Source organism: Magnetospirillum sulfuroxidans (assembly GCF_018224925.1).
GTDB classification, from domain to species: domain Bacteria; phylum Pseudomonadota; class Alphaproteobacteria; order Rhodospirillales; family Magnetospirillaceae; genus Magnetospirillum; species Magnetospirillum sulfuroxidans.
This window is the reverse complement of record NZ_JAGTUF010000006.1, coordinates 17,361-42,693: the sequence shown is the minus strand read 5'-3', so window position 1 is coordinate 42,693 and position 25,333 is coordinate 17,361. Positions and strand designations below refer to the sequence as shown.

24 protein-coding genes are annotated in these 25,333 nt (G+C 63.5%); 18 read left to right on the top strand and 6 right to left on the bottom strand.

Annotated features, from left to right (window positions below; all coding sequences use genetic code 11):
* Window positions 1–11: 11 nt before the first annotated feature.
* The 5 genes from ubiA (at window position 12) to KEC16_RS08565 (ending at window position 3,463) form a co-directional block, all read left to right on the top strand.
* Window positions 12–926 (top strand): 4-hydroxybenzoate octaprenyltransferase, encoded by a 915-nt coding sequence (gene ubiA / locus KEC16_RS08585; protein WP_211547860.1) that lies wholly within the window; start codon window positions 12–14, stop codon window positions 924–926.
* A gap of 1 nt (window position 927) precedes the next feature.
* Window positions 928–1,575, top strand: a complete 648-nt coding sequence (locus KEC16_RS08580; protein WP_211547858.1) for a class I SAM-dependent methyltransferase — start codon at window positions 928–930, stop codon at window positions 1,573–1,575.
* A 14-nt stretch (window positions 1,576–1,589) separates the two neighbouring features.
* The gene (gene gloB / locus KEC16_RS08575; protein WP_211547856.1) at window positions 1,590–2,363 is read left to right on the top strand and encodes a hydroxyacylglutathione hydrolase; all 774 of its coding nucleotides are present in this window, start codon (window positions 1,590–1,592) and stop codon (window positions 2,361–2,363) included.
* A 75-nt stretch (window positions 2,364–2,438) separates the two neighbouring features.
* Window positions 2,439–3,044 (top strand): glutathione S-transferase N-terminal domain-containing protein, encoded by a 606-nt coding sequence (locus KEC16_RS08570; RefSeq protein WP_211547854.1) that lies wholly within the window; start codon window positions 2,439–2,441, stop codon window positions 3,042–3,044.
* A 2-nt stretch (window positions 3,045–3,046) separates the two neighbouring features.
* Window positions 3,047–3,463: a cupin domain-containing protein gene (locus tag KEC16_RS08565; protein ID WP_211547852.1), complete on the top strand. Its 417-nt coding sequence runs from the start codon at window positions 3,047–3,049 to the stop codon at window positions 3,461–3,463.
* A gap of 28 nt (window positions 3,464–3,491) precedes the next feature.
* On the opposite strand, the gene KEC16_RS08560 is transcribed toward KEC16_RS08565, so the two are convergent.
* Complete coding sequence (locus tag KEC16_RS08560; RefSeq protein ID WP_249208991.1) at window positions 3,492–5,126, bottom strand: SpoIIE family protein phosphatase; 1,635 nt, start codon at window positions 5,124–5,126, stop codon at window positions 3,492–3,494.
* A 260-nt stretch (window positions 5,127–5,386) separates the two neighbouring features.
* On the opposite strand from KEC16_RS08560, the gene KEC16_RS08555 reads away from it, so the two are divergent.
* The 3 genes from KEC16_RS08555 to KEC16_RS08545 all read left to right on the top strand — a co-directional run bounded on the left by KEC16_RS08555 (window position 5,387) and on the right by KEC16_RS08545 (window position 11,365).
* The gene (locus KEC16_RS08555; RefSeq protein ID WP_211547847.1) at window positions 5,387–6,835 is read left to right on the top strand and encodes a sensor domain-containing diguanylate cyclase; all 1,449 of its coding nucleotides are present in this window, start codon (window positions 5,387–5,389) and stop codon (window positions 6,833–6,835) included.
* 87 nt (window positions 6,836–6,922) lie between these two features.
* The gene (locus tag KEC16_RS08550; protein ID WP_211547845.1) at window positions 6,923–8,659 is read left to right on the top strand and encodes a diguanylate cyclase; all 1,737 of its coding nucleotides are present in this window, start codon (window positions 6,923–6,925) and stop codon (window positions 8,657–8,659) included.
* Between the two features lie 21 nt (window positions 8,660–8,680).
* The gene (locus tag KEC16_RS08545) at window positions 8,681–11,365 is read left to right on the top strand and encodes a DUF748 domain-containing protein (protein ID WP_211547843.1); all 2,685 of its coding nucleotides are present in this window, start codon (window positions 8,681–8,683) and stop codon (window positions 11,363–11,365) included.
* Here KEC16_RS08545 and KEC16_RS08540 read toward each other — a convergent pair whose 3' ends face one another.
* Both KEC16_RS08540 and KEC16_RS08535 read right to left on the bottom strand, forming a co-directional pair.
* Complete coding sequence (locus KEC16_RS08540) at window positions 11,366–12,817, bottom strand: TrkH family potassium uptake protein (RefSeq protein WP_211547841.1); 1,452 nt, start codon at window positions 12,815–12,817, stop codon at window positions 11,366–11,368. It lies immediately after the preceding gene.
* A 2-nt stretch (window positions 12,818–12,819) separates the two neighbouring features.
* Window positions 12,820–14,271: a TrkH family potassium uptake protein gene (locus KEC16_RS08535; protein ID WP_211547839.1), complete on the bottom strand. Its 1,452-nt coding sequence runs from the start codon at window positions 14,269–14,271 to the stop codon at window positions 12,820–12,822.
* A 134-nt stretch (window positions 14,272–14,405) separates the two neighbouring features.
* On the opposite strand from KEC16_RS08535, the gene KEC16_RS08530 reads away from it, so the two are divergent.
* From KEC16_RS08530 to KEC16_RS08495, 8 genes are all read left to right on the top strand, one after another.
* Window positions 14,406–14,681 (top strand): metal/formaldehyde-sensitive transcriptional repressor, encoded by a 276-nt coding sequence (locus tag KEC16_RS08530; protein ID WP_211547837.1) that lies wholly within the window; start codon window positions 14,406–14,408, stop codon window positions 14,679–14,681.
* Window positions 14,682–14,735: 54 nt separating this feature from the next.
* The gene (dmeF, locus tag KEC16_RS08525; protein WP_211547835.1) at window positions 14,736–15,680 is read left to right on the top strand and encodes a CDF family Co(II)/Ni(II) efflux transporter DmeF; all 945 of its coding nucleotides are present in this window, start codon (window positions 14,736–14,738) and stop codon (window positions 15,678–15,680) included.
* Between the two features lie 92 nt (window positions 15,681–15,772).
* Window positions 15,773–16,576 carry a phosphate/phosphite/phosphonate ABC transporter substrate-binding protein gene (locus KEC16_RS08520; RefSeq protein WP_211547833.1) on the top strand — a complete coding sequence of 268 codons (804 nt, stop codon included), beginning with the start codon at window positions 15,773–15,775 and terminating at the stop codon, window positions 16,574–16,576.
* Window positions 16,573–18,786 carry a PAS domain-containing sensor histidine kinase gene (locus KEC16_RS08515; protein ID WP_211547831.1) on the top strand — a complete coding sequence of 738 codons (2,214 nt, stop codon included), beginning with the start codon at window positions 16,573–16,575 and terminating at the stop codon, window positions 18,784–18,786. The genes KEC16_RS08520 and KEC16_RS08515 overlap by 4 nt, the downstream gene beginning before the upstream one ends.
* Window positions 18,783–19,070: an integration host factor subunit beta gene (ihfB, locus tag KEC16_RS08510; RefSeq protein ID WP_211547829.1), complete on the top strand. Its 288-nt coding sequence runs from the start codon at window positions 18,783–18,785 to the stop codon at window positions 19,068–19,070. Before KEC16_RS08515 ends, ihfB begins: the two co-directional genes overlap by 4 nt.
* A gap of 5 nt (window positions 19,071–19,075) precedes the next feature.
* The gene (locus tag KEC16_RS08505; RefSeq protein ID WP_211547826.1) at window positions 19,076–19,393 is read left to right on the top strand and encodes a lipopolysaccharide assembly protein LapA domain-containing protein; all 318 of its coding nucleotides are present in this window, start codon (window positions 19,076–19,078) and stop codon (window positions 19,391–19,393) included.
* 24 nt (window positions 19,394–19,417) lie between these two features.
* Window positions 19,418–20,125, top strand: coding sequence for an orotidine-5'-phosphate decarboxylase (gene pyrF / locus KEC16_RS08500; protein ID WP_211547824.1), 708 nt, complete (start codon window positions 19,418–19,420; stop codon window positions 20,123–20,125).
* Window positions 20,126–20,166: 41 nt separating this feature from the next.
* Window positions 20,167–20,760 carry a phosphoribosylanthranilate isomerase gene (locus KEC16_RS08495; protein WP_249209001.1) on the top strand — a complete coding sequence of 198 codons (594 nt, stop codon included), beginning with the start codon at window positions 20,167–20,169 and terminating at the stop codon, window positions 20,758–20,760.
* Here the strand turns inward: KEC16_RS08495 and KEC16_RS08490 are convergent.
* On the bottom strand, window positions 20,683–21,651 hold the full coding sequence (locus KEC16_RS08490) for a LysR family transcriptional regulator (RefSeq protein WP_211547820.1): 969 nt from the start codon (window positions 21,649–21,651) through the stop codon (window positions 20,683–20,685). The genes KEC16_RS08495 and KEC16_RS08490 overlap by 78 nt on opposite strands.
* Before the next feature lie 116 nt (window positions 21,652–21,767).
* On the opposite strand from KEC16_RS08490, the gene KEC16_RS08485 reads away from it, so the two are divergent.
* Together KEC16_RS08485 and fghA are read left to right on the top strand one after the other, a co-directional pair.
* Window positions 21,768–22,883, top strand: coding sequence for an S-(hydroxymethyl)glutathione dehydrogenase/class III alcohol dehydrogenase (locus tag KEC16_RS08485; protein WP_211548103.1), 1,116 nt, complete (start codon window positions 21,768–21,770; stop codon window positions 22,881–22,883).
* 13 nt (window positions 22,884–22,896) lie between these two features.
* Window positions 22,897–23,736 (top strand): S-formylglutathione hydrolase, encoded by an 840-nt coding sequence (fghA, locus tag KEC16_RS08480; RefSeq protein WP_211547818.1) that lies wholly within the window; start codon window positions 22,897–22,899, stop codon window positions 23,734–23,736.
* Here fghA and KEC16_RS08475 read toward each other — a convergent pair.
* Both KEC16_RS08475 and KEC16_RS08470 read right to left on the bottom strand, forming a co-directional pair.
* Window positions 23,733–24,449 (bottom strand): N-acetylmuramoyl-L-alanine amidase, encoded by a 717-nt coding sequence (locus tag KEC16_RS08475; RefSeq protein WP_211547816.1) that lies wholly within the window; start codon window positions 24,447–24,449, stop codon window positions 23,733–23,735. The two genes, fghA and KEC16_RS08475, sit on opposite strands and share 4 nt — an antisense overlap.
* On the bottom strand, window positions 24,446–25,330 hold the full coding sequence (locus KEC16_RS08470) for a DMT family transporter (RefSeq protein WP_211547814.1): 885 nt from the start codon (window positions 25,328–25,330) through the stop codon (window positions 24,446–24,448). The genes KEC16_RS08475 and KEC16_RS08470 overlap by 4 nt, the downstream gene beginning before the upstream one ends.
* Window positions 25,331–25,333: the final 3 nt, after the last annotated feature.

Sequence of the window (25,333 nt, the reverse complement as noted above, 5' to 3'; positions counted from 1 at the left end):
AGGCTGCGGCCATGAGCACAGCCCCTGCCCTTAATGGCGATATTCCCGTCGGCAACTGGATCGACCGCTGGGTTCCAGCGGCGGCCCGCCCCTATTTGCGATTGATGCGGTTGGACCGCCCCATCGGCACCTGGTTGCTGCTGTTTCCATGCTGGTGGAGCGTGGCGCTGGCCGCCGATGGCGGCCCCGACCTGCGCCTGATGACCCTGTTCGCCATCGGCGCGGTGATCATGCGCGGCGCCGGCTGCACCATCAACGACATCGCCGATCACAAATTCGACGCCATGGTTGAGCGGACCAAGGGCCGCCCGATCCCATCGGGGGCGATCAGCATCCGCCAGGCCGCCTTGTTCCTGGCGGCTCAACTGGCCATCGGGCTGCTGGTGCTGGTGCAATTGAACGCCGCCGCGCTGTGGTGGGGCATCGGTTCGCTGATCCTGGTCTTTCCCTATCCGTTGATGAAGCGCATCACCTGGTGGCCACAGGCCTGGCTGGGCTTGACCTTCAATTGGGGGGCATTGCTGGGCTGGGTGGCGGTGACCGGAAGCATCGCCCCCGCCCCCTTCTTGCTCTATGGCGCCGGCATTTTGTGGACATTGGGCTATGACACCATTTACGCCCACCAGGACAAGGACGACGATTCGCTGATCGGGGTCAAATCCAGCGCCTTGCGCCTGGGCGCCAAGACCGGCCCGGCCCTGGTCGCCTTTTATGCCGGGGCGGTGGCGCTGATCGGGGCCAGTGGCTTCAGCGCCGGCCTGTCCTGGCCGTTCTATCCCGTGCTGCTGCTGTCCGCCGGACAATTGGCGTGGCAGGCGCTGTCGTTGCAAATGAACGACAGCGCCGATTGCCTGGCCAAATTCAAATCCAACCGCCTGTTCGGATGGGGTCTGCTGGCCGCCATCATCGCCGGCAAGGTGCTGTAAGATGATCGAAGACCCCGCCGGCTTTATCCAGACCAATACCGAAATCTCGCAGCCGCCGGCCTGCCCGGAAATCTCGATGTGGATGGCCACCGAGGTGACGCCGCTGTGGGAAGCCACCGAGGCGGCATTGCTGCGGGTCAACCTGCCACCGCCCTATTGGGCTTTTTGCTGGGCCGGCGGTCAGGCCCTGACCCGCCATGTGCTTGACAATCCCGACATGGTGCGCGGCAAACGGGTGCTGGATTTCGCCGCCGGCTGCGGCGCTTCGGCCATCGCCGCCGCCAAGACCGGCGCCGCCCATGTGCAGGCGGTGGAAATCGACGCCATGGCCGCGGTGGCCATCGGCCTTAATGCCGAACTCAACGGCGCCACGGTCGAAGTGGTGTGCGGCGACATCGTCGGCAGCCCCTGCCAATGGGATGTGGTGGTCGCCGGCGACGTTTGCTACGAACGGCCGATGACCGAGTACATCTTCCCCTGGCTGCGTCAATTGGCGGCGGCGGGGGCCCTGGTGCTGATGGCCGATCCCGGTCGCGCCTATCTGCCCAAGCACGGCCTGCTGGAAATCTCGCGCATGAAGGTGGCCACCAGCCTGGATCTGGAAGACCGCACCAGCCGCGAGGTGGTCATCTACAAAATCGTCGGATAGGAAAGGCCCGCGCCATGGCCCGGATCGTCGTCGAACAGATTGCCGTATTGACCGATAATTACATCTATCTGGCCCACGAACCGGAAAGCGGGGCCTGCGCCGTCATTGATCCGGCGGTAGCCGCCCCGGTGCAAGAAGCCCTGGCCGTCCGGGGCTGGCAGCTGACCCACATTCTCAATACCCATCACCACAGCGACCATACCGGCGGCAATCTGGAGCTCAAGGCGGCCACCGGCGCCCGCGTCGTCGCCGCCCGCCGGGACGCTCAGCGCATTCCCGGCATCGATATCGAAATCGGCGACGGCGAATCCTTCCTGTTGGGGCATGCGGCGGCCATGGTGCTGGAAACGCCGGGTCATACCAGCGGCCACATCGCCTTTTGGTTTCCCGATTCCCACGCCCTGTTTTGTGGCGACACCCTGTTTTCCATGGGGTGCGGCCGCCTGTTCGAAGGCACCGCCGAAGAAATGTGGACCAGCCTCAGCCACTTGCGCGATCTGCCCGGCGACACCTTGGTCTATTGCGCCCACGAATACACCGCCGCCAATTGCCGCTTTGCCCGGCTGCTGGAACGCGACAACCCGGCCATGCAGGCCCGCGTCGAGGCGGTGACCGCCTTGCGCGCCGCCGGCCGCCCCACCGTACCGTCCAACCTGACCCAGGAACGCGCCGCCAACCCGTTCCTGCGCGCCGACGTGCCGGCGGTGGCCCGCGCCGTCGGCCTGGAAGCGGGAACCGATCCTTTTTTGGTTTTCGCCGAATTGCGTCGGCGCAAGGATGTGTTTTAATCAGCCCGGCAGAGGGATATGCCAAACCCCGCGCCGAACGCGGGCTCGTCCCATCACCCAGGAGAACGTCTTGCCATGAAACTGCGCTATTCCCACACCTCGCCCTACGCCCGCAAGGTCTGGATGACCGCCATCGAATGCGGTCTGGACGACAAGATCGACATGGTCAAGACCAATGCCTGGGCCTCTGAAGCCGATTTCGTCAGCGAAAACCCGCTGTCGAAGATTCCGGCGCTGATCTTGGAAAGCGGCGAGGCGCTGTTTGATTCGCCGGTCATCTGCGAATATCTGGATTCCCTGCATTCCGGCCACAAGCTGATCCCCGATGCCGGCCATGAACGCTGGCGTCAGCTGACCCTGGAAGCGCTGGCCGACGGCCTGGTGGACGCCGCCGTGGCCATCCGCATCGAACAGACCATCCGCCCCGAGGACAAGCGCTGGGACGGGTGGATCGAACGCCAGACCGCCGCCATCAACCGCGCCCTTGACGTGCTGGAAAAGGAAGTCGGTCATTGGGGCGGCGTCTTCCTGATCGGCCCGATCACCGTGGCTTGCGCCTTGGGCTATCTGGATTTCCGCAAGGCGGTGGCTGATTGGCGCACCGGCCGGCCGCACCTCGCGCATTGGTTCTCCACCATCCACAACCGCCGCTCGGTGCGCGACACCGAACCGACGGAATAACAATGTCGCAAGCGGCTGACGTCATCGCCCGGTTGGGGCTGCGGCCCCACCCGGAAGGCGGTCATTACGGCGAAACCTACCGCCATCACGACGATGGCGGCCGGGGGGCGTGCACCGCCATCCATTACCTGTTGCAGGCAGGCGAACGCTCGCATTGGCATCGGGTCGATGCGGTGGAAATCTGGCTTTGGCATGGCGGCGAGGCGTTGCGCCTGTCCATCGCCGAAGCGGGCCAGCCCAGCCGGGATATCATCCTGGGCGGCGACGTCATGGTGGGGGACAGCGTCCAGGCGGTGGTTCCCGCCCATGCCTGGCAGGCGGCGGAACCGTTGGGGGCGTGGACATTGGTGTCTTGCATCGTCGCCCCCGCCTTTCATTTCGACGGCTTCGAGATGGCCCCGCCGGGCTGGGCGCCATGACCCCGCCCCCACGTGTGGGGGGCGGGAGCTAAGCCTCGGCGCTCAACGGCCGAAAGGCGACAAAGGTCATGTCGTCGCGGCGCCGCTGCTCGCCGCGCCACTGGCTTAATTGCTGGAACAAGGCATCCATCTGCTCGGTGACCGGGCGGGTACCCATTTCGGCCAGCACTTCCTGCAGCCGGCGACGGCCGAACAAACGGTTGTTGTCGCCGCCAACCTGATCGGTGACGCCGTCCGTATACAGATAAAAAGCCGAGCCGGGGGTGATGCTCATGCTGTGGGCGGAAAAACGGTAATCCTCGGGGCTGTCCAGATAACCCAGGCTCATGCGGTCCCCGCGCACTTGCCGCAAACCGCCATTCTCGGCCACCAGCAACGGCAGATTGGCGCCGGCGAAAGTCAGCGTCGCCTTGGCCCGGTCGATGACGCAGATGGCGGCGTCCAAGCCATCATTGCTGACCGCGCTATCGCGGTCCTGGCGCAACGCCGTTTTCACCAGCCGATTCAACTGGGTCAGCATCTCGGCCGGGTCCTCGTGGCCGTGATGATGCAAGATGCGGCTGAAACTTGAGGCCACCACCGCCGTCATGAAGGCGCCGGGCACGCCGTGACCGGTACAATCCATCACCGCGATGACGCCCATGGAATCGAACGAGCCGGCCCAATAATAATCGCCGCCGACCATGTCCAGCGGTTGCCAGCCCACCGCCAGTTCATCCACCACGCCCGACAGCGCCCCCTGATCGGGCAACAGGGCGGTCTGAATGCGACTGGCGTAACGGATGCCGTCATTGATATCGCGGTTGGCTTTTTCCAATTCGGTATTGGCCAGGTTCAGCTGGGCCAAGGCCCGCTCCACCCCTTCTTTTTCCCGCGCCAGTTCATGGGTGCGCTCGGCCACCCGGCGTTCCAGATCGCGGGCCAGGGCGGCCAGTTCGTTTTGAGCGGAATCGCGATCATCCAACCCATGCTGGGATTCGCCCAACATGCCGTTGACGGTGCCGACCAGCAACCCCAGTTCGTCGCGCTGATGCCCCCGCGGCAGATCGATCAGGAAGGCGCCGGGATGGGTGGTATCGACGCGGCCGATGGCGGCGGTGATCCGCAGCAACGGCTTGGTGATCAATATGTAAAAGACGGCAACCACCAAGGCGCACACCAGCACGGCCCGCGCCACCCCCGACCAAACGGCGGCAGCGGCGCGACTCAGCCACGCATTGAGCAGGCCGGCGCTGTCCAAGTGCAGTTCCAAGGAGCCGACGGAGGTACTGGAGCCGTTGGGGTTGCGGGTTTCCAGCGCACGCGCGTGAGCGGCGACGTCCCCAAACAACCGTTCGGCCAAGGCCGGAAAGGGGGTCGATACCGCCGCCCGCTTCTCTTTGCCCAGTTCGCCGCCATAATTGTCGGTCAAGGTGACTTCCAGCACCATGGGATTTTGGTGCAGCCCGCCCACCACCTCGCCGGCCAGTTCCGCCGACAACTGATAGGCGGCCTCGACGGCAAGGCCGCGCACAAGATTAAGGTCGGCGGCCATATCGTGCCGAACCTGCTCGTGCATATTGCGGTAATCGTTTTGCAGTTCATAGGCGCTGGTCAGCAGCCCGACCGTCAAGGCGATGATCAAGGTGGCGAAGGCCTGCTTGAACGACAGCCCGTCCAGCATGCGTACCTGGGTCGTCTGAGGTGAACGCGGACCCGCGCCGGGTATGCGGGACTGAAACAAGGGGGCTGGTTCCATGCGCCTGGAGTGATCTCGCCAGATAGTAGCCGCTTTTATCCCAGAGGGAAACTCTCACTCGCCGCGAAACCTGGGCATTTGACACAAATCGACGTGAGTAGACGCCAAATTGTCGATGGCTATGTGCCGTGCAGCATGGAATGATCCCAAGTCGACAAGATCACAGATACCATCAAAGAGTTGCAATGAATTCAGATAGCTCTCCGCCCGCTGGCGATTCCGGCAAGAAGCGTCTTAATTTACGCGCCGCCAAAGCGGTTGATGGCGATCGAGACTTGCCGCCATGGCCGATCCTGGTCGTCGATGACGACCCTCAGGTGCATGGCATGACCGCGGTTCTCTTGCGGGATTTCCGCTTCAAGGATCGCGGGTTCATCCCCGTTTCCGCCCATTCCGCCGCCGAGGCGCGGACCATCTTGGAAAACCGCAGCGATATCCCGGTGATGCTGCTGGACGTGGTCATGGAAACCGACCATGCCGGGCTCTCCTTGGCCCAGGTGGTGCGCCAGGAACTGGGCAACACCCGCCTGCGCATCATCTTGCGCACCGGCCAACCGGGCGAAGCGCCGGAACGCGAGGTGATGCTGTCTTATGACATCAACGATTACCGCTCGAAGACCGAACTGACGGCGCAAAAGCTGTTTACCGCCCTGGTCGGGGCATTGCGCTCGTGGATCGACATCGACACCATCGAAAAGTTGAACGCCACTCTTGAAGCCCGCGTGCTGGAACGCACCCATGCCCTGGCCGAGGCCCAGGCGTTTTCCGAGCGTCTGGTGGAATTGCTGCCCAATCCGCTGTGGGTCAAGGATCTGGCCGGCCATTACCGTCTTTATAATCGTGCCTTTCGCGAATTTTTCGGCATCGAGACGCAGTCGTGGCTCGGGTACTCGGCCGAGGAAGTCCTGGGCCGCCACCTGCCGCCGGAAGAACTCGAGAGCGATTGCCGGGTCCTTGAGGGATCATCCCGGCGCGAGGAATTCGAAACCCAAATTCCCGATTGCAGCGGCCGCAACCGCGCTCTGCTGGTGACCAAGGCGGCCTTGCCCGCCGATGGGGTGGTGCCCAATGGCATCATCGGCATGGCCATCGACATCTCCGAACGCAAGAACCTGGAACGGGAATTACGCCGCCTCGCCACCATGGACCCGCTGACCGGCATCGCAAACCGCCGTCACTTCACCGCCCTGGCGCACCAAGAGATCGAGCGCGCCCATCGCTATGACCTGCCGTTATCGGTGATCATGCTGGATGTGGATTTCTTCAAGACGGTCAACGATTCCTGGGGCCACGCCATCGGCGACGAATTGCTGAAGGCGCTGACCGCGACCATGGCCGAGCAATTGCGCGAGGTCGATGTCCTTGGCCGCATGGGCGGCGAGGAATTCGCCGTGTTTTTGCCCCAAACCAGTCTGGAGGGGGCAACCCAGCTGGCCGAACGGTTGCGGACCGCCGTTGCCGCACTCCATCTGCCGGTGGTCGAGGGTGGATTGCGCACCACCATCAGCCTGGGCGTGACCACCCGGCTGGAGGGCGAGACCCTGTTCGACCACCTTCTTAGCCGCGCCGACCGCGCCATGTATCAGGCCAAACAAATGGGGCGCAATCGGGTCACCGCCGAATCGGGGCAATGAAAACGCTTCTACCTCGTTGCTTTTAGGTTGATGCATTTTGCTGAAAGGATTAAGCCGTTTACTTGGGGAGAAGCGGGGACCGGGTTGATGGATCCAATTACTAACATCATCGATCTCGCCATCGAACGGCGCAGGCGCGGTCCGCGCTTCAACGGCGAGATGATGCAGATTCTCGAGGTCAGCCGTGACCTCATCTGCTTGTGCAGGGCTGGCGCCATCACCGCAATCAATGGTGCCGGCGCCCGCATGCTGGGAGCAAAAACCACCGAGGAACTGATCGGCCGCAGATTGGCTGAATTCTTGATTCCCGAATACGGCCAAGTGCTGGAATTGTTCCTGGCGGGCATGGCCAGCGAGGATCGCGGCGTTCCCACCCGCATCATCGGCTTGGATCGGGCGCTGCACGACATCGAATTGCAGGTGTACCGCGCCCGCGAAATCGGCCCCGACGCCACCGTGGTGACCGGCCGCGACATGTCCAAAGAGGGCAAGCTGGCCGGCGCCGCCCAACAGACCGACACCCGTTTCCACCTGCTGGTGGATAATTCCATGAATCTGGTCTGCCATGTGGTCGCCGGCTCGATCCGCTATGTCAACAAGGCTGGCATCGCCCTGCTGGGGGCGGTCGAGGCCGAACAGGTTATCGGCTTGCGGCTCGAAGACATCTTGCACCCCGATTATGCCCCGCTGGTTGACGATATCGCCAAGGAAGGCGCGGCGGTGCCGTTGCGACTGCTCCACCGTGACGGCACCGCCTTTGATGCGCTGGTTCGCGCCACGGTGCTGCCGGCAACCGGCATGGGGCCGGAAATGATGGTCGAAGCCCGTGACATCACCGGTCACAACCGGGCGGTCACGGCCTTGCGGCGGTCGAATGAAACCCTGGAGATGCGCGTCGCCAGCCGCACCCGCGAGTTGGCGGCGCAGCGCAATAGGGCCGAGGAAATGACCCTGGTGGCCGAAGCGTCACGCCGGTTCAGCGAATCGCTGATCGACACCATCCCCAGCCCGGTCTGGTTCAAGGATGCCCTCGGTCGGGTTCAGACCTGCAATCGGGCCTTCCGGGCCTTGTTCGGCGACGGCGAACTCAAAACCCTGTTGCCGCTGGAAGACACGGTGACCGACGCCGAGCTGTTATCGGGGGCGTGCGAACAAGCGGCTTTCGAAGCCCCGATCCTGCCGCCTGTCGGCGCCCGCGTTGACGCCATGGTGCTGAAAAGCGCCTATCTGGACGAAGAAGGACGCCCCGTCGGCATCATCGGCGTGATGACCGACATTTCTGATCGCAAGGCGATGGAACGGGAATTGCGCCGTCTGGCCACCGTCGATCCGCTGACCGGAGCTTTCAATCGCCGCCACTTCCTGGCCACCGCCGCAACCGAGCTGGAACGCGCCCATCGGTACGGCAACCCGCTGACCGTGCTGATGCTGGACGTCGATCACTTCAAATCCATCAATGACCATCACGGTCACGCCGTTGGCGATCAAGCCTTGTGCCTGCTGGTTGACACCCTGCGCAAGGCCTTGCGCGATATCGACGTCGTTGGCCGCCTAGGGGGGGAAGAATTCGCCGTTTTGCTGCCGGAAACCGGCATGGCCGGCGCCCTGGTCACAGCCGAGCGTTTGCGGGCGCAGGTGGCCGCCGCCCGCGTGCCCTTGCCCGATGGCAGCCAGACCAGCTTCACCATCAGCATCGGCGCCGCCGCCCCCCACGGGGGGGATTGCTCGGTCGAGCTGATTTTGGCCAAGGCCGACAAGGCGCTTTATCGCGCCAAGGATAGTGGACGCAATCAGGTTTGCACGGAAGTCATTGACCCGGCGTGATCCGCCTGTTTCCATAACAGCATGAACCAACCCGTTGCACCATCGCCACGCAAATTCACTTTTATCCGGCGTCTGCTGATTACTTTGGCCGTGCTGCTGGGGCTGGCCATTCCTGTCGGGCTGTATCTGCCTGATTTCGGCCTGCGCTGGGGACTGGTCCGCGGTCTGGTCGACATGGGCTGGAGCCAAGCCAGCGTTTCCCAGGCTCGGCTTTCCTTGTGGAAAGGCGACATCGCCGTCCGCGGCATGCAGGCCATGAACGCCGTCGGCGAAGCCCTGGGCATCGACGGCATCGACCTGACGTTCCGCTGGAAACCGCTGCTGTCGCGGCGCTTGTGGCTGGAACATCTGCATCTGGACAAGACCGAAATCACCCTTGAGCGGCAGCCGGATGGATGGCGGGTCAACGGCTTGGCCCTGCCCGGCGAAAACGGCGATGCCGCTGCGGTTTCCGATTGGGGATATGGCGTCTCGGCCCTGACCTTGACCAATTCCATCCTTCATCTGCAAGACGGGGCGTTTCGGCTGACCGTCGCCGTCGATCGGCTGGAAGTGCGCGACCTGCAATCCTGGACCCCGCAAGCGCCCGCCTTGGTGTCGCTGCAAGGCCGACTCAATGGCGCCCCGGTCACTCTGTCCGGCAGTTTCCGGCCGCTTCACAACAGCTTGGATTTCACCGCCGACCTGACCCTTCAGGGCTTGGACGTCGCCCCCTTCGCCCAGTGGGGCGGATTGCCCGATTGGACCGGGAAAATCAGTGGCGCGCTACATCTGACCGGGGCCGCCGCCGCCGGGGCGCCCCTTGCGGCCGAAGGACGAATTGAACTGGCCGATGCCAACATTCCGCTGGAGGGCGGCAAGGTTGGGGCCAAATCGATCAGCTGGCAAGGTCACCTGCGCCAAGCCGACGGCCTGACCGCCGCCGGAACAGCGGCGATGCAGAATTTTCTCTATACCCAAGGGACGGCACGGATCAGCACAGCCACCGCCCAGATCGTCCTGGAACGGGCCAGCTTGGACGGCAAATCCGAGATTTTGGACTGGACCGGGGCTTTCTCCGCCACCGATTGGGCCGTGGTCATGGATGATCTGCGCATCCATCACGATCAATTGGCCTGGAAAGGCGCGACCCATCTGAACCTGAGCCCCAAGGCCAAGGAATTGTTCCGGGCCACGGGCCAGGCCGATGGGGTGGCGACAAGGATCAACGCCGCCGGCTGGGAATTGAGCGCCGCCAAATCCTCGGCCCAGGGTGAATTCGCCCATGATCGGCCGGAAGGTCTGTTGCCGCCGCTTTCCGGGACGCTGAATGTGACGGTGGACGGCTTTTCCGTTCGCCAAGGCGACCGCGATTGGCTGGCCGCCGACCACGCCGTTTTGCACGATCTGCTTTTGACCCCGTCGCAGGCATCGCTTGCCCGATTCGAGGCGACCGGCCTGTCGGCGCTATCGCGTCCCGGCCGCTATACCCCGCGCCTCAAGGCTCGGTCCGCCACGCTGGAAAAGGCGCGGATCTCGGCGCAAGGCGACATCGCCGCCGCCGCCCTGACGCTGAAACAGCCGGTCATTCGCATCAGCCGCGACGGCAATGGCATTCAGGGCCTGAGCGACCTTCCCCCAGGCGGCGGCGACGGCCCGACGCCGCGCCTTGCCGTGGGCCTGCTGCGCCTGAGCGAGGGCGGACAGGTCGAATTCCGTGACCGCAGTCTCCCCGATCCGGTGCGGCTGTCCGTCAGCGGTCTGGCCGGCACCATCGAAGCTCTTGATAGCGGCCGCCCCGATCAAGACAGCCCCTTCTCGCTGCGCGCCCTTGTCGGCGCCGCCGAAATGTCGGCGCAAGGGATGATGCGGCCGTTCCGACCGATTCCGGGGCTTGACGTCAAGGGATTGGTGCGGGCGCTGGAATTGCCGCCGCTGTCGCCTTATGCCGCCGACGCCTTGGGCGTCAATCTGCATACCGGCCAGTTGGACGCCGATATCGGTCTGATCGTTCGCGACGGCCGCTTGGATGGCAAACTTGGACTGACCTTGTCGCGCCTGACCATCGCCCAACCCGACCCCAATGCCCCCTTGGCCAAGCAGGCGGACATGCCGATCGAGACGGTGCTGGATCTGCTGCGCGACAGCAATGACCGCATCAGCTTGTCCATTCCCGTGCGCGGCGATCTCGACAATCCCAATTTCGATACCAGCGACGCCGTCAACCAAGCCATCGGCGGAGCGCTGAAATCCACCGTTTTCACCACCTTGAAAGTGGCGTTTCCGTTCGTCGGCCTGATCGGCATGGTTCTCGACGAAGCGGAAAAGCCGGTGCTCGCCTTGCAATCCCTGAGCTTTGCCGCCGGCAGCGCCGAGTTGAGCCAACCCCAGACCGAATCCCTTGGCAAGGTTGCCGGCCTGTTGACCGCCCGCGACGGCATCCGCCTCAATCTCTGCGGTGTCGCGGTGACCGCCAGCGATGGACCGGTCCTGCACCGCGACGCCAGTCTGCTGACCCGTTTCAAGGCGATGATGGCGGAAAAGAATCGCGCCGAGCTGGCCGAATTTGAACGCGACCGCCTGCGCCGTCTGGCCGAGGCGCGGGCCGTCGCCGTCAAATCCTGGCTGGTCGACCAAGCCGGCGTCGATGCCGGTCAGCTGTTCACCTGTCGTCCGCGCATTGATGACGACGCCAAGGCGACGCCCCGCGTCGATCTGGTGCTGTGATCAGTCTTCCCAAAAACTGGGAACGAACACCACCAGCAAGATGAACATTTCCAGCCGTCCGAACAGCATGCCGCCAGCCAGCAGGATTTTCGCCAAATCCGGCAAGGTGGCAAAGCTGCCGCCGGGGCCGATCACCGCGCCCAGGCCGGGGCCGACGTTGGAAATGGCCGAGGCCGAGGCCGAGAGCGCGGTGACGAAATCCAGCCCCAGCAAGGCCAGCATCATCGACAAGGTGGCGAAGGCCAGGGCATAGACGAAAATAAAACCCATGACCGAGGTCAGAACATCCTTGGGTATCGGTTTGGCGTTGAAACTGGGCACCATCACCGCATGCGGGCGCAGCAATTGACGGACTTGCACCACGGCATTGGCGAACAGCAACTGAAAGCGGAACACCTTGATCCCGGCGGCGGTGGAGCCGGCACAGCCGCCGACAAAGGTCAGAAAGAACAGCACCGCCACCGGCATGCCGGTCCAATAACTGTAATCCATGGTCACCAGCCCGGTCCCGGTCATCACCGAGACAACGGTGAAAGCCCCATGCCGCAAGGCCGTCCATGGGCCGAAATCCTGGGTGTCGATCAGCCATAAGGTCACCGCCAGCGACCCCAGGGCCATCAGGCCAAGATACCAACGCAATTGCTGATCGCGCACGACCCGGCGCCAATCGCCCTGCAACAACGTGAAAAACAAAAGAAACGGCATGCCGCCCAAGATCATGCCGATGAAAACAATCAGATCCATGGTGGCGCTGTCGAAATGGGCCATGGACGAATCGTAATTGCCGAAACCGCCGGTGGCGATGGTGCTCATGGCGTGGATCACCGCGTCAAATCGCCCCATGCCCGCCGCCCATAGCGCCGCCGCCAACAGCGCCGTCAGCCCGACATAAACGCTGATCAGGGTCGAGCCGATACGGGCGGCACGCGGCGCGGCGCGATCGCGCGACGACAGCACCTCCACCCGAAACATCTGCATGCCGCCGATATTGAGCACCGGCAAGACGGCCAGGGCCATGACGATGATGCCGATTCCCCCCAGCCATTGCAGCAGGCCGCGCCACAACAGCAAACCCGGCGGCATGCCTTCCAATCCGGTCAGTACGGTCGAGCCGGTGGTGGTGATGCCGCTGGTGGCTTCAAAAAAAGCATCGACGCTGGACAGCCCGCCATTGCCCAAGGCGAAGGGCAAGGCCGCGAACAGGCACGGCACCAGCCATCCCAGCCCCGCCGCCAGATAGGCTTGGCGGATATTGAGCGGCTTTTTCTGATTGCTCCAGGTGCCCAGGACCAACCCCAATCCCGCCACCACGGTAATACCGCCGGCGGCAATGAAGTTCATCCACTGGCCGTTCCCCGCCATGATATCGGCCACCGCCGGCAGCATCATGGCGCTTGCCAGCAGGCACAAAAGCCAGCCGATGACATGCAAGACCGGGCGGAAATCGATCATCGTCACCCCCGCCAGAACGAACGCGAGAACAGCACCAAGACGGTGAACAATTCCAGGCGTCCCAGCATCATTTCAAAGGACAGCAACCACTTGGCCAGATCCGGCACCGGCTTGAAATTACCGGCAGGGCCGATCACCTCGCCCAGGCCGGGGCCGACATTGCTGAGCGCGGTGGCCGAACCGGTGAAGGCGCTGACGAAATCCATGCCGGTCATGGTCAAGATCAGGGCGAAGACGGCGAAGGTCAGGAAATACATGACGACAAAGCCCAACACCGAATCGACCACCGAATCGGAAATGCGCTGGCGGTTGAAGTCGATGACGAAGACGCCGTGCGGATGCAACAGACGCTTCAGGTGAACCCCGGCCATGGCGAACAGCACTTCCCATCGGAAAATCTTGACCCCGCCCGATGTCGATCCGGTACAGCCGCCAATAAAGGTCAGATAAAAGAAGATCACCTGCGGCAAACCGCCCCACAAGGAATAATCGGTCGAGGCGAAGCCGGTGGTGGTGACGACGGAAACGACGTTGAAGGCCGAATGGCGCAAGGCGTCGCCGGGCGACCAGTCGTTGACCCCCCATTGCCATAGGGTCAAAAGCAAGGTGAAGAAGACCAGAAAGTGCAGATACCACCGGGTCTGCGAATCGGTCAGGATGGCCCAGCGGCCACGCCGCCACGGGCTGATGAACAATACGAAGGTGGCGCCGCCAATGGCCATGAACAGCGTCAATATCCACTGAATCCACGGATTGCTCCAATTGCCGACCGAAGCGTCCGAGGTGGAAAATCCACCGGTCGACAATGTCGCCATGGCATGACACACCGCCTCGAACGGGGTCATGCCGGCCAGCCACAAGCAACCGCCGCACAGCACCGTCAGCACCACATAGACCATGACGATCCCGCTGGCCACCTGCGAGGTGCGCGGCTTGACCTTGTCGGTCTTGTCCGAGCTTTCCATCTTGAACAATTGCATGCCGCCGATGCGCAGAATCGGCAAGATGGCCACCGCCATGACGATGATGCCGATACCGCCCAGCCAATGCAGGATGGCGCGCCACAGCAAGATGCCATGGGCCATGCTGTCCAGCCCGGTCAAGACGGTGGAACCGGTGGTGGTCAGCCCCGACATGGCCTCGAAGAAGCTGTCGGTATAGCTGACGTGCAAGGCGGAAAAAGTGAACGGCAAGGCGCCGAAGGCGGCCATGAAAACCCAGGCCAGGGTGGTCAGCAAAAAAGCCTGGCGGGTGGACAGGTCCAGCCGGCCCTCGGGCCGGGCTCCCAGGACCATCCCCAGGCCGGCCAGCAAGGTGACAAGGCCGGCGACCATGAAAACGCGCCAATCCAAATCGTCATACAGCCAGTCCACCGCCGCCGGCAGCGCCATGGCGGCGGCCAGCACGATCAGCAATATGCCGTTGACGAAAATGACCGGACGAAAATCGAACAACCCGCCTCACCCCTATAATCGGCACGACTATTGGCGCGGTTGCCGGCCGCTGTCCAGAAAATCGTGTGCGCCAGGCCTTCTTCGAACTGGACTCTATAGGATACCCCCCTATATTATTTCGTCGGAGGCAAGGCATGAGTCACGTATTCAAGGACAAACCCAAGCTGGTGGCGCGGATCCGGCGCATCCGCGGACAGGTCGAAGCGATCGAGCGGGCGCTGGAGGGTGAGGGCGATTGCTGCTTGGACGTGCTGCAACTGGTCGCGTCGGTCCGCGGCGCCGTTAATGGCCTGATGGCTGAATTGGTCGAGGGCCATGTCGGCCATCATGTGGTTGACGCCCCCGATCAAAAGGCGCGCCAGCAAGGCGCCGATGAACTGATCCAAATCTTGCGCACCTATATGAAATAGTTCCGCCAAACGGCGCACCTATATGAAATAGTTCCGCCAAACGAGAGGCCGGCCATGGCATCGCTGCAATCCTTGGAACATTCCCACGTCTTTCTGGGCCCCGACCAACAGCGCAACGAGCGCCGCACCTGGGCGGTGATCCTTCTGACCACCCTGACCATGGGGCTTGAAATCGGCGCCGGCACCGTGTTCGGGTCCATGGCCCTGGTCGCCGATGGCTGGCATATGTCCACCCATGCCGCCGCCTTGCTGATAACCGCGCTGGCCTATTTCTTTGCCCGCCGTCACGCCCATGATCGGCGCTATAGCTTTGGCACCGGCCGTTTGGGCGATCTGGCCGCCTTCACCAGCGCCGTGGTCCTGGCCTTGGTCGCGCTACAGATCGCCTGGGAAAGCGCCGCGCGGCTGGTCGCCCCCATTCCCATCCAATACGAGCAAGCCATTGCCGTGGCGGTGCTGGGGCTTTTGGTCAATCTGGCCTCGGCCTGGCTGCTCAAGGACGGTCACGCTCATCATCATCATGGTGACCACGATCACCATGAGCATCACCACCATCATGGCCACGACAACAATTTGCGCGCCGCCTATATCCACGTCATCGCCGACGCCTTGACTTCCGTCCTGGCCATCGCCGCCTTGTTGTTGGGCCGGGCCTGGGATTGGCCGTGGCTTGATCCGATGATCGGGCTGGTTGGCGCCGTGGTCATCGCGCGCTGGTCTTGGGGCTTGATGAAAGACAGCGGCGCCATTTTGGTCGATTTGCTGCCCCACGACGAGGATTTACCCGACGCCATCCGCGCCGCCTTGGTCACCGCCCACGACCAGATTGTCGATCTGCATGTCTGGCAAATCGGGCCGGGCCACCATGCCGCCATCGTCGCCATCGCCTCGACCGCGCCGCAACCGCTTGAAAGCTACAAGGCGCGGCTCTCCCATCTGGGGGAAATCTCCCATCTCACCGTGGAAATCCAGCCCTTGGGATTCGACAGCGGCGGTTGAAAAAGTTAGCATACCCCCGCTAAAATTAAGGTCGTTCGGCGGCCATATCGGGGGAGGTTCTGGGCCGCATGCGCAAGGGGGTGGTGGTCTTTATGCTGGCGCTTGTGTGGGCCGGCCGCGTCCATGCCGAAGAAGGGCTGGTGGTCGGCATAACCCCGCAACAATCGGCCAGCCGGTTGGCCGAAAGCTGGGTCCCCTTGCTCGAAGAAGCCGGCCGGCGCTTTGGCGCCTCCCTGACCTTTCGTACCGCCCCTGACATCAAGGAATTCGAACGCCGGGTGCTGGCCGGCGAGTATGACGTGATCTATGGCAGCCCGGTCTTGTACGTGGCCGCCGCCCAAGCCTTGGGCGCCCGCGCCATTGCCCGGCAACGTCAGGATGAACAAGGCGTCTTGGTCGTGCGCGGCGATTCGCCGGTGCGGAGCATTCAGGACCTGCACGGGCGCAAAGTGGCCTTTCCCGCCGCCAGCGCCCTGGGGGCGACGGTCCTCAATCGGGCCAGCCTGCTCCGCGGCGACGTCGACGTTCAGGAAATGACCCTGTCATCGGATGAATCGGTTTATCGCGCCGTGCTTGACGGAATCGCCGATGCCGGAGGCGGCGCCGTGCGGACGTTGACCCGTCAAGGCATGGATGTCCGCGCCTTTCTGCGCGTCGTCCTGATCACCGAAGCGTTTCCCGCCTATCCGATCTTCGTCCTGCCCCGCATTGGTCAAGCGCGGGCGGCCCATCTGCAAGCGGTGCTGTTTTCCCTCGATGGCGATGATGCCGGCAAGGCGGTGCTGGCCCGAGCGGCCTTGTTGGGGGTTGCCTTGGCCGACGATCATACCTATGACCCGATCCGCTCGTTGAGCGGAAATGCGGTCGAGACGCTGTTGAAGGGGGCGGCGCCATGAAATTTCGGACAAAAACCGTCCTCGGCGTTGCCGTCATCGAAGCGGTGCTGCTGACCATTTTGGTGCTCAGCACCTTGGGAATCTTGCAGCGCTCAACCGAACAGGAATTGCTGAACCGGGCGGAAACCACCGGGAAATTGCTGGCGGCGGCATCGCGAGACGCCCTGTTGTCCTGGGATTTCGCCACCTTGGACAGCATCGCCCGCGAAGCAACCGTCTCGGGCCAGTTGCGCTACGCCCGCTTCGTCGAAAAAGACGGCCGGGTGCTGGCCCAATATGGCGAGTTCCCCGCCGACCAAACCCGCTTTGTCGCCGATGAAAGCCTGGCCAGCGCCACCGACGGCGTCTTGGACCGCGAGACCGATATCCTGGCTGCCGGCGTGCCTTATGGCCGGGTGCAATTCGGCATCGCCATCGACGGGGTGACCGCCGCCAGCGCCCATCTGCGGCGCTGGGCCTTTGGCATTTCCGCCTTGGAAATGGTGCTGGTCGCCCTGTTCTCGCTGATGCTGGGGCTTTATCTGACCCGCCAGTTGGGGCGTTTGCGCGATGCCAGCATTCGACTGGCCCACGGCGACATGGCCCATCGCATCGATGCCAGCGGCACGGACGAATTGGCGGAAACGGCGCGGGCTTTCAACACCATGGCCGACCGCCTGCAAAGCTTCTATGGCGACCTGGCCGAACGCGAGACCCGGTTCCGGGAATATTCCGAGATCAATTCTGATTGGTTCTGGGAAACCGACAAGGACGAACGCTACGTCTTTTTGTCCGACACCTTCACCACCATCACCAAGCGCTCGCCCGACACCTTGTTGGGCCGGCGGCGCTGGGACCTGGGGACGTCGAAGATGGAGGTCGATGCCGAAACCTGGCAACACCACCTGGAAGACCTCTCCGCCCATCGCTCGTTCCGCGACTTTAAGTACTGGATGGAAGATGATGGCGGCCGGCCATGCTGGGTCAAGGAAAGCGGCGTGCCGCGCTTCGATGACGATGGCCATTTCCTCGGCTATCGCGGCACCGGGTCGGACATCACCGCCGCCATGGAAAACGCCCACCGCATGCACATGCTGACCCGCGCGGTGGAACAAAGTCCGGTTTCGGTGGTCATCACCGATCTGGAGCGCCGCATCCAATACGTCAATCCAAGCTTCCTGCAAGCCACCGGCTATCACCCCGATGAAGTCATCGGCCAGATGCCGTCGCTGTTGAAATCCGGGCTGACGGCCGAGGAAACCTATCAGAGTTTGTGGTCGACCCTGGACAGGGGCGAGCAATGGCGGGGGGAATTCGTCAACCGCCGCAAGGACGGGACGCTTTATTGGGAACAGGCATCCATTCAGCCCATCCGCAATCTCGAAGGCCGGATCACCAATTATCTGGGAATCAAGCTCAACATCACCGACCGCAAGCTGGCCGAGGAAAAGCTGGCCAGCCTGCTTGATGAATTGAAGCGTTCAAACCAGGACCTCGAACAATTCGCCTATGTGGCCAGCCACGATCTCAAGCAACCCTTGCGGCAGATTTCCAGTTTCGCCACCTTGCTGGAACGCCGGCTTGGGCCGGATGTCGAACAAGACGTCCGCGATTATCTGAACTTCCTCACCGATGGGGCCAAGCGGATGCAGTCCCTGGTCGGTGATCTGCTGGATTATTCCCGCGTCAGCCATCGGCCGCTGCACAACGACACCGTCCTTATGGACGAAGCCTTGAACGCCGCCCTGGCTTTGCTGACCGGCCCCATCGCCGAAGCGGCGGCGACCATCGAGCGCGCCCCCCTGCCCCAGGTCCGGGGGGATCGCAGCCAACTGGAGCGTTTGTTGCAAAACGTGGTGGGCAACGCGCTGAAATACCGCGACCCCAACCGCCCGCCCCATATCCGCATCGGCTGCGACCCCGCCGGCGTCTTCTTCGTCAGCGATAACGGCATCGGCATTCCCGCCGATCAGGCCGACCGGGTGTTCATGATCTTCCAGCGCCTGCATTCGGCTCAAGCCTATGAAGGCACCGGCATCGGCCTTGCCGTCTGCCGCAAGATCGTCGAGCGCCATGGCGGCCGCATCTGGCTTTCCTCCGAGGGGGAAGGCCTGGGAACCACCTTCTTCTTCACCTTGCCAGGCCCCGCCGAGCACCATGTAGTTGACTCGGGGGCGGGGCTTGGGCAGGCTGCGACCGACAACAGACCTGAAGTGGAAACCACGCCATGACCAAGTCGGAGCTGATCGCCCGCCTGGCGGAAAAGAACCCGCATTTGTATCAGCGTGACGTGGAACGCATCGTCACCACGATTTTCGACGAGATCGCCGGCGCCCTGGCCCGTGGCGACCGGGTGGAATTGCGCGGTTTCGGCGCTTTTTCGGTGAAAAGCCGCGACGCCCGCCAAGGCCGCAATCCGCGGACCGGCGAGCAAGTGGCGGTGGATGGCAAGGTGGTGCCCTTCTTCAAGACCGGCAAGCAACTGCGCGAGCGGTTGAACGCCGGCGACGAGTAAGGCGCATGCGTTGGCTCGGCTGGCTGCTGGCCACCCCCATCGCTCTGCTGATCGTGATCTTCGCCATCGCCAATCGGCATGAAGTCCGCCTGGAATTGTGGCCGCTGCCCTGGGCCATGGACCTGCCGGTCTATTTGGCGGTGCTCGGCGCCTTGATCAAGGGCATCGTCATCGGCGCCGTCGCCATGTGGCTGTCCGGTCATGGGGCACGCCGCCGCGCCCGCGAACAACGTCGCCGCGCCGATTCGCTGGAACGTCAGTTACAGGCGGCCCAATCCGCCCAAATGTCTGTCGCCGCCGTCACCGACGATCGCGCCGCCTGATAACATCTTCTTCAAGGGGGCCTTATGCCCAATCCCGTTTACGTCGCCCTTGACACCACCAATGTCAATCAGGCCGCTGATCTGGTCGCCAAGCTCAAGGGCTTGGTCGGCGGGGTCAAGCTGGGGCTGGAATTCTTTACCGCCAACGGCCCCGCCGGCATCGAGGCGATCACCGCGCTGGGCATGCCGGTGTTTCTCGATCTGAAATTCCACGACATCCCCAACACGGTGGCCGGGGCCATGCGCGGCATCGCCCCCTTGGCGGCCCGCTACACCACCATTCACGCCTCTGGCGGCTTCGCCATGATGAAGGCGGCGGTGGACGCGGCCAAGGATGCCGCGGCCAAGGTCGATCGCCCCCGCGTCAAGGTGCTGGCGGTGTCGATCCTGACCAGCATGGATCAATCGGCCATGGAATCCGTGGGCTTTTCCGGCAGCGTGCTGGAACAGGTCAAGCGGCTGGCGGTGCTGACCCAGGCGTCCGGCGTCGATGGCTTGGTCTGTTCCCCGCACGAGGTCGAGACCGTCCGCTCCATGGTCGGACCGGCCATGGCCTTGGTGGTGCCGGGCATCCGCCCCGCCTGGGCCGAGGCCGGCGACCAAAAGCGGGTGATGACGCCCAAAGAGGCCATGGAACGCGGTGCCGATATCTTGGTCATCGGCCGTCCGATCACCGCCGCCAGCTATCCGGCCGACGCCGCCAAGCGCATCCTTGAGGAGTTGAACGGGTGAGCGTCGACGTCAAAATCTGCGGCCTGACCGACGAAGAGGCCATGGACGCCGCCATCGAGGCCGGCGCCGATTATCTGGGCTTGGTGTTCTTCGCCAAAAGCCCGCGCTTCGTCACCCCCGAACGCGCCGCCGAACTGACCCAATTCATCGAAGGAATCGGTCTGGTCGGCCTGTTCGTCGATGCCCAAGACGCCTTCCTGGATGAAGTCCTGGGTCATGTGCGGCTGGATCTGCTGCAATTCCACGGTTCGGAAACGCCGGAACGCCTTGACGCCATCCGCCGCGAATTCGCCGTGCCGGTGATGAAGGTGATCGCGGTGGAAAGCGCCGCCGATCTGGCCCAGGCCGAACCGTTCTTCGACGTCGCCGACCATCTGCTGTTTGACGCCAAGCCGCCCCAGGGCGCCGTCCTGCCCGGCGGCAATGCCGCCAGCTTCGATTGGACCATCCTGGCCGGCTACAAGGCGCCGCTGCCGTGGATGCTGGCTGGCGGCCTGACCCCGGCCAACGTCGCCGAAGCTATCCGCATCAGCGGCGCTCCGGCGGTGGATGTGTCGTCAGGGGTCGAAAGCGCCCCCGGAATCAAGGACGCCGCCAAGATCGCCGCCTTCATCAAGGCGGCCAAGGGAAGCTGAGCCACCGCCATATTCCGGCCGTGCCGCCAGCCCTTCCTTAAGCAAGGCGATCATCCGCCGCACCTTGGCCGACAGATGACGCCGTTCCGGGTAGACCGCCCAGACGCCGGTATGCGGGGGCCGGTGGGCATCCAGCACGGATTCCAATCGGCCGGCGCGCAGATGTTCCTGCACGTAATAATCGGGTAATTGGCAGATGCCGAGGCCGCGCAACGCCGCGTGCAGGACGCTGGAACCGCTGTTGCAGCGCCAGCGGCCGCGCGGCTTGAACGGCCATTCGCGGCCGCCATCATCCAATATCCAGGTATCGCTGGTGCCGATCAGGCATTGATGCTCGGCCAATGCGGCCAGTTGTGTCGGACGGCCATGGCGCGCCAGATAATCGGGGGCGGCGCACAGATACATGACGCGCGGGGCCAACCGGGTGGCGATCAGGCTGGAATCACTTAAGCGCCCCAGCCGCACCGCCAGATCGTAACCGCCTTGCACCAGATCAAGGGTGGCGTTGGTCAGGTCGACCTCGACCCGCAAGCCGGGATGGCGTTGCAGAAAGTCGGTGACCAGGGGCATTACGAACATTTCGCCATAGGCGACCGAGCAGGTCATGCGCAGCAAGCCCCACGGCTCCTCATCCGCCACATTGACCGAGGCCAGGGCGGCGTCGCGGCCCGCGATCAGGCTTTGGCACTGGCCCAGCAGGGTGCGGCCGGTCTCGGTCAGGGCGACGGAGCGGGTGGTACGGTAAAACAATGGCGTGTGCAGGCGGTCCTCCAGCGCCGCCACCTGCCGGCTGACCTGTGACGACGACACCCGCAACCGCTTGGCCGCTTGCGAAAAGCTGCCGGTTTCGGCGACGGCGACAAATTCGTCGATCCCATCCCAACGATTCATCTCTGCCGCCCTATTATCCCAAATATGCAATAATCTTGTGCCAAAACGCTTGATTGTCAATTTCCGCCGGCTGTTAGTCTGGCGGCTGGAATATGCCGTCCTTGGAGAGAACCATGATCACGTCGCGCGCCGCCATCGCCTGGGAAGTCAATCGCCCGCTGGAAATCGAAGAAGTCCAGGTGGCGCCGCCGAAAGCGGGCGAGGTGCTGGTGCGCATCGTCGCCACCGGCGTCTGCCATACCGACGCCTTCACCTTGTCGGGCGAGGACCCGGAAGGCATCTTCCCGGCGATCTTGGGCCATGAAGGCGGCGGCGTCGTCGAGGAAATCGGCGCCGGCGTCACCTCGGTGGCGGTGGGCGACCACGTCATCCCGCTCTATACGCCGGAATGCGGTCAGTGCAAGTTCTGCCTGTCGGGCAAGACCAATCTGTGCCAAGCGATCCGCGCCACCCAGGGCAAGGGGCTGATGCCCGACGGCACCACCCGCTTTTCCGCCCGTGGCCGCGACGTGTTCCATTACATGGGCACCTCGACCTTTTCCGAATACACCGTGCTGCCGGAAATCGCCCTGGCCAAGATCAGCAAGGCGGCGCCGCTGGAGAAAGTTTGTCTGCTCGGCTGCGGCGTCACCACCGGCATGGGCGCGGTGCTGAAGACGGCCAAGGTCGAACCGGGGGCCACCGTGGCCATCTTCGGCCTGGGCGGCATCGGCCTGTCGGCGATCATCGGTTCGGTGATGGCCAAGGCCGGCCGGATCATCGGCATCGACGTCAACCCGTCGAAATTCGAGATCGCCAAGCAATTGGGCGCCACCGACGTCATCAATCCGAAAGATTACGACCGGCCGATCCAAGAAGTGCTGGTGGAGATGACCGATGGCGGCGTCGATTACTCGTTCGAATGCATCGGCAACGTCAACGTCATGCGCTCGGCCCTGGAATGCTGTCACAAGGGCTGGGGCGAATCGGTGATCATCGGCGTTGCCGGGGCGGGCCAGGAAATCAGCACCCGGCCGTTCCAACTGGTTACCGGTCGGGTGTGGCGCGGCTCGGCCTTCGGCGGCGTCAAGGGCCGTTCGGAATTGCCCGGCATCGTCGAACGCTACATGGCCGGCGAGTTCGAGCTGGATACCTTCATCACCCACACCATGGGGCTGAACGACATCAATCAAGCCTTCGACCTGATGCATGAAGGCAAAAGCATCCGCTCGGTCATTCTTTATGACCGCTGAGCTTGGAGGGGACATGGAACGGATCGCGCTCAACACCGTCTTTGGCGGCAGCCACCAGCGCTGGCGTCATCGCAGCGCTGTACTTGAGTGCGACATGGTCTTCGCCGTCTACCTGCCGCCGGGGGCATCGGCGGCGGCGCCGGTGCCAGTGCTCTATTGGCTGTCGGGACTGACCTGCACCGACGAGAATTTCATGCAAAAGGCCGGGGCGCTGCGGCTGGCGGCGGAACTGGGCATGGCCATCGTCGCCCCCGACACCAGCCCGCGCGGTGAAGGCGTGCCCGGCGATCCCGATGGAGCCTGGGATTTCGGCCTGGGCGCCGGTTTTTATGTGAACGCCACCCAAGAGCCGTGGCGGCGCCATTACCGCATGCATGATTACGTCGTGCACGAACTGCCCGATGTGATCGAGGCGCATTTTCCGGTAAGCGCCAAGCGGGCCACTTCCGGCCATTCCATGGGCGGTCATGGCGCCCTGGTCTGCGCCCTGCGCCACCCCGGCCGCTATGCCTCGGTGTCGGCCTTCGCCCCCATCGTCAATCCTTCCACCTGTCCATGGGGGGAAAAAGCGTTTTCCCGTTATTTGGGCGACGACCGCGTCGCCTGGCGGCAATGGGATGCGACCAATTTGATCGCCACCGCCCGCGAACGCTTGCCGCTGCTGATCGACCAAGGCGATTCCGATTCGTTTTTGCACACGCAATTGCGCCCCGCGCTTTTACAAGCCGCCGCCGGTGTCGCCGATTATCCGCTGACGCTGAGAATGCAGCCGGGCTATGACCACAGCTATTATTTCATCGCCAGCTTCATCGACGACCATTTGCGCCATCACGCGGCGGCATTGAAGGCTTAAGAGCCTTCGAAGGAAACCACCGGACCGGCCCCCGGACGCAAAGCGCCCAGCAAGCGTTCAACCCGGCCGGCGGTTTCCGGATCGTTGCCGCCATTGACCAGTTGGGGACGGAAATGGCGCTGAAAGGCGGTCATCGCCGCCACCGGGTCACCGATGTCATAGCCGTATTCGGCCAGCCGGCGCAGGGTTTCCTGGGGCAGCCATTCCACTTTTTCCTCACCGGAAAACGGCCATAGACCGATGCCATAGGATTTCAGCCGCGCCCAGGGGAACAGCTCGCCCGGATCGGTTTTGCGCGCCGGCGCGATATCGGAATGGCCGACGACATTGCGGGCGGGAATGGAATGACGGGCCAAGATCAATTGTGTCAGGGCGATCAAGGCGTCGATCTGGGCCTCGGGAAAAGCGCGATAGCCGAATTCATGCCCCGGATTGACCAACTCGATGCCAATGGAGCGGGAATTCACGTCGGTATGACCGCGCCAGGATGATTGGCCGGCATGCCAAGCGCGGCGCGCTTCGTGGACCAGCTGAAAGACGCCGCCATCCTCGTCGATCAGATAATGAGCCGAGACCTTGGCCGCCGGATCGCACAGCCGCTGCAACGCCGCCGGGGCGCTTTGCATGCCGGTGTAATGCAACACCAGCATGTCGATGGCGGTGTCGCGGCGGTCTTCGTGATTTGGCGACGGGTGATCGGTCAGACGTATCATGATCCGGGTTCCGGTTCGGCCGGCGGCTGCGGGTTGCCGCCCAAGAATTGGATGACCGCGACGCCGATGATGGTGATGGCCCCGCCCACCAGCTTTTGCCAGGTCAGCGTCTCCCCCAGCACCAGCACCCCGCCGGCAACGGCGACCACCGGCCCCAACAAGGTGACCGGCACCAGCCGGTTCATGGCGTGACGGCCCAACAAACCATACCACAGGGAATAGGCGATCAGGGACGAACCGATCACCGTGTACAAAAGGCCAGCCCACGGCTTCCAATCGGCCATCATGCGGGCGGGAATATCGGCATGACCCGTTTCGGTGGCCAGCGACAAGGCCAACAGCATGGGAGCGGCAAAGACCGCCATCCAGCCATTCAAGGCCAGCGGGTTGACCGCGCCCAGGCGTTTGACCTGGACGTTGCTGACGGCCCAGGCGATCATCGCCGCCACCAAAATCAGCACCGGCGCCAATGAGGACACGCCAGGCTCGCCGGCCAGCAGGGCGACGCCGGCAAAGGCCAGCACCAAGCCGATGCCGCGCCCCAGCCCCAACGGCTCACCAAAGGCGATCCAGGCCAAAAGCGCCGAGAACGGCACCCCCAATTGGGTAATGATGGCGGCGCTGGCCGCATCCATGCCCGAGACGCCGACGAACATCAGGCCGAAATGGCCGACCCCCAGCACGGCGGCGATGCCGATAATGCCTTTCCATTGATGGTGCTGGGGGTGAAACAGCGGCGCCAGCACCCCGGCGACCAGGGCAAAGCGCAAGGCGGTCAGCAAAAACGGCGGAATGGTCTGCACCGTCACCTTGACGGCGATGAAATTCAGCCCCCACAAGGTGACCACGCTCAGGGCCAACAGCCAATCCTTGAGCGGCATGGG

What these genes read in the sequence shown, in the direction of transcription:
- dmeF (WP_211547835.1), top strand. Translation starts at nt 14,736, where the DNA reads ATGGCATCGCTGCAATCCTTGGAACATTCCCACGTCTTTCTGGGCCCC.
- KEC16_RS08570 (WP_211547854.1), top strand. Translation starts at nt 2,439, where the DNA reads ATGAAACTGCGCTATTCCCACACCTCGCCCTACGCCCGCAAGGTCTGG.
- KEC16_RS08505 (WP_211547826.1), top strand. Translation starts at nt 19,076, where the DNA reads ATGCGTTGGCTCGGCTGGCTGCTGGCCACCCCCATCGCTCTGCTGATC.
- pyrF (WP_211547824.1), top strand. Translation starts at nt 19,418, where the DNA reads ATGCCCAATCCCGTTTACGTCGCCCTTGACACCACCAATGTCAATCAG.
- KEC16_RS08475 (WP_211547816.1), bottom strand. Translation starts at nt 24,449, where the DNA reads ATGATACGTCTGACCGATCACCCGTCGCCAAATCACGAAGACCGCCGC.
- KEC16_RS08470 (WP_211547814.1), bottom strand. Translation starts at nt 25,330, where the DNA reads ATGCCGCTCAAGGATTGGCTGTTGGCCCTGAGCGTGGTCACCTTGTGG.
- KEC16_RS08530 (WP_211547837.1), top strand. Translation starts at nt 14,406, where the DNA reads ATGAGTCACGTATTCAAGGACAAACCCAAGCTGGTGGCGCGGATCCGG.
- gloB (WP_211547856.1), top strand. Translation starts at nt 1,590, where the DNA reads ATGGCCCGGATCGTCGTCGAACAGATTGCCGTATTGACCGATAATTAC.
- KEC16_RS08515 (WP_211547831.1), top strand. Translation starts at nt 16,573, where the DNA reads ATGAAATTTCGGACAAAAACCGTCCTCGGCGTTGCCGTCATCGAAGCG.
- KEC16_RS08545 (WP_211547843.1), top strand. Translation starts at nt 8,681, where the DNA reads ATGAACCAACCCGTTGCACCATCGCCACGCAAATTCACTTTTATCCGG.
- ubiA (WP_211547860.1), top strand. Translation starts at nt 12, where the DNA reads ATGAGCACAGCCCCTGCCCTTAATGGCGATATTCCCGTCGGCAACTGG.
- ihfB (WP_211547829.1), top strand. Translation starts at nt 18,783, where the DNA reads ATGACCAAGTCGGAGCTGATCGCCCGCCTGGCGGAAAAGAACCCGCAT.
- KEC16_RS08565 (WP_211547852.1), top strand. Translation starts at nt 3,047, where the DNA reads ATGTCGCAAGCGGCTGACGTCATCGCCCGGTTGGGGCTGCGGCCCCAC.
- KEC16_RS08495 (WP_249209001.1), top strand. Translation starts at nt 20,167, where the DNA reads ATGGACGCCGCCATCGAGGCCGGCGCCGATTATCTGGGCTTGGTGTTC.
- KEC16_RS08580 (WP_211547858.1), top strand. Translation starts at nt 928, where the DNA reads ATGATCGAAGACCCCGCCGGCTTTATCCAGACCAATACCGAAATCTCG.
- KEC16_RS08550 (WP_211547845.1), top strand. Translation starts at nt 6,923, where the DNA reads ATGGATCCAATTACTAACATCATCGATCTCGCCATCGAACGGCGCAGG.
- KEC16_RS08555 (WP_211547847.1), top strand. Translation starts at nt 5,387, where the DNA reads ATGAATTCAGATAGCTCTCCGCCCGCTGGCGATTCCGGCAAGAAGCGT.
- KEC16_RS08490 (WP_211547820.1), bottom strand. Translation starts at nt 21,651, where the DNA reads ATGAATCGTTGGGATGGGATCGACGAATTTGTCGCCGTCGCCGAAACC.
- KEC16_RS08520 (WP_211547833.1), top strand. Translation starts at nt 15,773, where the DNA reads ATGCTGGCGCTTGTGTGGGCCGGCCGCGTCCATGCCGAAGAAGGGCTG.
- KEC16_RS08540 (WP_211547841.1), bottom strand. Translation starts at nt 12,817, where the DNA reads ATGATCGATTTCCGCCCGGTCTTGCATGTCATCGGCTGGCTTTTGTGC.
- KEC16_RS08560 (WP_249208991.1), bottom strand. Translation starts at nt 5,126, where the DNA reads ATGCTGGACGGGCTGTCGTTCAAGCAGGCCTTCGCCACCTTGATCATC.
- fghA (WP_211547818.1), top strand. Translation starts at nt 22,897, where the DNA reads ATGGAACGGATCGCGCTCAACACCGTCTTTGGCGGCAGCCACCAGCGC.